Below are 4,111 nucleotides of genomic sequence, written 5' to 3' on the forward strand. Positions count from 1 at the left end.
CCGGCACGTCGCCCCGGAAGCCCATCGCTCCACCCACCAGGAACGACTGCAGCGAAGGCTGCGCATCCACCGCCACCAGGCCCAGGCTGCGCAGCGGCTTCACCGGCACGTCGCCCCGGAAGCCCATCGCTCCACCCACCAGGAACGACTGCAGCGAAGGCTGCGCATCCACCGCCACCAGGCCCAGGCTGCGCAGCGGCTTCAGCAGCGGCGATGGATTGGCGGTAAGCCGTGCCAGGCCGTCGGAGAACGCCAGCGTGCGGTCGCGGTCTTCCTGCCGGCGCGCGGCGTAGGCAGCCAGGCTGGCGGTATCGCCCGGATCGTCACGGCGGGCGATCTCTTCGGCCAGCGTGAGGGCATCGCGCAGGCCCAGATTGAAGCCCTGCGCGCCGACGGGATGGATCGTCTGCGCGGCATTCCCGAGCACCACCGCGCGCTCGGCGGTCAGCCGTTGCGCGACCACGCGGACGATCGGATACATGCTGCGCTCACCGCTCGCGGTCAGCCGGCCGATACGCCAGCCGATCGCGCGCTGCAGCCGCGCCAGCCAGGCGGCGTCATCCAGCGCGGCGACGTCGTCGGCGTCTTCCCGCGCCACGCCGTGCACCACGCCCCAGTGACGGTCGCCACGGGGCAGGAGTGCCGTGGGGCCCTCGTCGCCGAGGCGTTCGAAGGCGGTTCCGTCCGGCGCCTGCGTGGCGCGCACGCGGGCGACGAACAGCGTCTGGCCGTAGTCGTGTTCATCCGTACCGATGCCGAGGGCCTCGCGCACCGCACTGCGGGTCCCGTCGGCAGCGACCACCAGGCGGGCGTGCAACGTGCGCTCGCCGTCCGCATCTGCGACCCGCAGCGCGCGATGCTCCGCTTCGCCGGGCGCGAATCCCACGAAGCGCGCAGGGCGGTAGCGCGTCAACCGGGACAGGCCGCCCAGGCTGGACTCCAGCGCGTCGCCGAACTCGCGCGCCACGACGACCTGGCCGAAAGCCTCGCGCCCGTAGTCCCCGGCCTCCAGCTTCACGCGCCCGAAGTCGCCCTGCCGGCTGACATGGATGCGCCGGATCGGTCCGGTGGGCGTGCGCAACTGCTGCATGACGCCCAGCGCGGTGAGCGCATTGACCGTCGCAGTGGCGAGACTGAGATTGCGCTGGTCGAACACCGCGGGCATCTGCCCGGCCGGCGTGGCTTCCACCAGTGCGACGTCCCGTCCCTGCCGGTCCAGGGCGATGGCCAGGCTGGCGCCGACCAGCCCCCCGCCCACGATCACCACGTCATGCCGTTCTTTCATGGGGCCATGATAGCGCCCCGCCTCCCACGCTCCGTCCGTGGGCATGCGACGCGCAGGCTCCGGTAGAATGCGGGGCTGAGTCTCCGGAACCGTGCCGATGAATATCTCTTCCCAACGCGCCCTCGTGCTGATGCTGGTCGCTGCCCTGCTGGTCCTCACCCGCCTGCACCTGCCGACGACCTTCGGTCACATCGGTCCGTTGCCCGACGCGAGCTGGGCGGCCTTCTTCATCGGTGGCTATTACCTGCGCACCTGGTCGCGCTGGGCTTTCCCGCTGTTCATGGCGGCTGCCGTGGCGGTGGACTACATCGTCATCAGCGGCCAGGGCATCAATTTCTGGACGCATTACTGCGTTTCGCCGGCGTACTGGTTCCTGGTGCCGGCCTACGGTGCGATGTGGGCGGGTGGCGCGCTGCTTCGCCGTTACCAGACCGCTAACCACGGCCGCACGCTGGCACTGCTGGTCGGCACGCTGCTGGCTTCGGTCACCGTCTGCCACCTGCTGAGCCAGGGCAGCTTCTACTGGCTCAGCCCGGTCGTGAGCGAGCCCACCGTCGCCGGCTGGTGGAAGAATTTCAGCGACTGGTACCTGCCGTACCTGCGCGTGGCCGCGATCTACGTGGGCCTGGCCGTCATCGTGCACGTACTGGCCGGACAGGTGGTGCGCTTGGCCCGGCCGCACGGCCGCGCGGCCGGCTGAGCGGGCCCGGGGCGCCGATGGGCAACCGCCTCTCGAAGATCTACACGCGCACCGGCGACGACGGCAGCACCGGCCTGGGCGACGGCACGCGCGTGGGCAAGGACTCCGCCCGCGTCACGGCCTACGGCACGGTGGACGAAGCCAATTCGGCCATCGGCGTGCTGCTGGCGGTGGCGAGCGTGCCGGACGACATCCGCGCGCTGTTGACCACCGTGCAGCACCAGTTGTTCGATCTGGGCGGCGAGCWCTGCATTCCCGGCCACGCGGCGATCACCGGTGACGATGTCGATGCGCTGGAAAAGCAACTGGACCAGTACAACGACGACCTGCCGCCGCTGAAGGACTTCATCCTGCCGGCAGGGGGCGAAGCGGCCTCGCGTTGCCATCTGGCCCGCACCATCGTGCGCCGGGCCGAGCGCGAAACCGTCACGCTGGCCCGTCACGACGCCGTGCGCCCGGAAGCGATCCGCTATCTCAACCGGTTGTCCGACCTGCTGTTCGTGCTGGCCCGCGTGCTGGCCCGCGCCGACGGACACGGCGAAGTGCTGTGGAAACACGAGCGGCGCCACGCCTGAGCCGTTGAGCGCGGGGCGGTCCCACCGATCTCCGCAGCATGGTAGGAGCGGGCCCTGCCCGCGATGCGTCGGGGTGACCCGCCGGCAGGGCATCGCACCCTAAGGCGCTCGCACAGAGCATCGGCGACCCGGACGGCGGACGCCACGTCACGCCGCCCCCGAAAGGTCGAATGCCAGCCGCCACAGGGCCGCGCTTAGAATGGCGCTGACTCCCCACCGCGTGGGACCGTCTGCGCCACTTCCCGAACCCGGACAATGCCGGCACCGTGATCATCTACACCCATCCCGCCTGCCTGCTCCATGACCCCGGACCGGAACATCCGGAGCGGCCCGCCCGGCTGGAAGTCGTGCTGGATGCGCTGCGCCGGCACCACGCCGATGCCGACTGGCGGGAGGCGCCGATCGCCAAGCTCGGGGACCTGCGGCGCGTGCACGACGAAGCGCTGGTGCGGGAGGTGCTGGAGGCAGACGTGTCCGGCTACCGCATGCTGGACCCGGACACGGTGATGTCCCCAGCCTCGCGCGCCGCGGCGTTGCGGGCCGCCGGTGCCGGCGTGGCAGGCGTGGATGCCGTGATGAACGGCGAGGACCGGACCGTCTTCTGCGCGGTCCGGCCGCCCGGCCACCATGCGACCGGCACGGCCGCGATGGGGTTCTGCCTGTTCAACAACATCGCCGTCGCGGCGGCGCATGCCTGCGACAGGCACGGACTTGAGCGCGTCGCGGTGATCGACTTCGACGTGCACCACGGCAACGGCACGCAGGCCATCTTCTACGACGAACCCCGCGTGGCCTACTTCAGTAGCCACGAGTCGGGCATTTATCCGCACAGCGGCGCACCGTACGAACGGGGGGTCGGCAACGTCTTCAACGCGCTGCTGCCACCCGGCAGCGGCGGGTTCCGCTTCCAGAACACCTGGGCCGACGAACTGCTGCCGGCGCTCGACGACTTCAAGCCGCAACTGCTGCTGATCTCGGCCGGATTCGATGCCCACATGCGCGATCCGCTGGCCGACCTGATGCTCGAAACCGACGACTTCGGCTGGCTGACCCGGCAGCTGCGCGACCTGGCCGACCGGCATGCCGCCGGACGCGTGGTGTCCATGCTCGAAGGGGGCTACGACCTGGAGGCGTTGAGCGACTGCGCCAAGGCCCACGTGGACGCGCTGCGCTGATCGCCACGGCAGTCCGGCCAATCGCTGAACCTCGACCGACACCGGCCGGAGGCCTTCATTGCCCGCATGCATGGGATGGGGCAAGCTAACGGCCGTTTTTCGTCCGACAGCGAGCCTTGCACCGCGTGCGCACCGCCCTTCGCCTGCTACCGTTGCCCTTCAGCATCGCCCTGTGCCTGCCGGCGATGGCCGACGATGAGAAGCCCGAAAGCTGGGCGCTGTGCCCGATCCAGGATGTCATCCCGGCATTCGGCGGCGCGGCGCCCCCGTCGGCCGACAACCCCCAGCTCACGCGCGAGCAGCGGGCAGATCAGCCGACCTCGATCGAAGGCGACCAGCTGGGAGGTACCGAGGCCAACCTCGAGTACCAGGGCAA

The 4,111-nt window shown here is 70.4% G+C and carries 4 protein-coding genes and 1 pseudogene; 4 read left to right on the top strand and 1 reads right to left on the bottom strand.

From position 1 onward, the window contains the following. Nucleotides 1–1,285: 2-octaprenyl-6-methoxyphenyl hydroxylase (gene ubiH, locus AC04L7_RS13625; protein WP_475513206.1), on the bottom strand; the 1,285-nt coding region annotated here is incomplete at its 3' end. Nucleotides 1,286–1,382: 97 nt separating this feature from the next. Between ubiH and AC04L7_RS13630 the strand changes: the two genes are divergently transcribed. From AC04L7_RS13630 to AC04L7_RS13645, 4 genes and pseudogenes are all read left to right on the top strand, one after another. Beyond that, a complete protein-coding gene (locus AC04L7_RS13630; RefSeq protein ID WP_299340887.1) occupies nucleotides 1,383–1,985 on the top strand; it encodes a hypothetical protein in 603 nt (200 codons plus the stop codon). A 17-nt stretch (nucleotides 1,986–2,002) separates the two neighbouring features. After that, the gene (locus AC04L7_RS13635) at nucleotides 2,003–2,560 is read left to right on the top strand and encodes a cob(I)yrinic acid a,c-diamide adenosyltransferase (protein ID WP_475513207.1); all 558 of its coding nucleotides are present in this window, start codon (nucleotides 2,003–2,005) and stop codon (nucleotides 2,558–2,560) included. Between the two features lie 266 nt (nucleotides 2,561–2,826). Continuing rightward, entirely contained in the window at nucleotides 2,827–3,735 is a 909-nt protein-coding gene (locus tag AC04L7_RS13640) for a histone deacetylase family protein (RefSeq protein ID WP_435997125.1), read from the top strand. A gap of 125 nt (nucleotides 3,736–3,860) precedes the next feature. Next, nucleotides 3,861–4,111, top strand: a pseudogene (locus tag AC04L7_RS13645) (LPS-assembly protein LptD); the annotation flags it as partial.

Source organism: Pseudoxanthomonas sp. LjRoot204_2 (assembly GCF_056175765.1).

Coding starts and splice junctions, on each gene's coding strand:
- AC04L7_RS13630 (WP_299340887.1), top strand. CDS start 1,383: ATGAATATCTCTTCCCAACGCGCCCTCGTGCTGATGCTGGTCGCTGCC.